The organism is Achromobacter sp. 1011811831 (genome assembly GCF_059760905.1).
On sequence record NZ_JCBANG010000215.1, the window covers coordinates 1 to 609 of the forward strand.

Consider the following 609-nt stretch of genomic DNA (forward strand, 5'->3'; position numbering starts at 1 on the left):
AGAACTTGCCATGCGTGCCGGCGGTGTCGGTCTGGGGCTTGAACACGGCTTCGCCCTTGTCGGGGTCGACCACGTCCAGCTTGCCGTTGGCGGTGAGCTTGTCGTCTTCGGTGACGGAACCCTTGTCGTCACCCGGCTTGCTCGGGGTGATGATGGCGCCGTCGTTGGTGCCATTGATCTTGACGGTGATGGTTTCGGGCGTCTTGCCGCCCTTGCCGTCGTCCACGTAGACGGTGAAGGTCTCGGTGATGGACTCGCCGGTCTTCAGTTCCTTGACGGACGTGTTGGCGCCGTCCAGGTTATAGGTCCACTTGCCGGTCTGGTCGACCGTGAAGGTGCCGTACTTGCCCTTGCCGTCGTTGCTGACGGACCAGGTGTGGGTGTCGTTGACGTCGACGTCGGTCTTGCCGAGCTGACCCGTGGTGCTGGTGCTGCCGCCATCGGTGACTTCGCCGGTGGCCTGGCCGCTGATGACCGGGGCATCGTTGGTGCCATTGATGGTGACGGTGACCGTGCCCTTGGTGCCGTCGGCGGTGACGACTTCAAAGGTCTCGACCAGCTTCTCGCCCACGCCCAGGGCCTGGACCTTGGGATCGTTGTTGTCGAGCT

At 63.5% G+C, this 609-nt stretch carries 1 protein-coding gene; it reads right to left on the reverse strand.

The window, feature by feature from the left end; genetic code table 11:
- On the reverse strand, positions 1 to 609 hold a 609-nt coding region (locus AC6LJ9_RS30660), incomplete at both ends, for a VCBS domain-containing protein (protein ID WP_498150456.1).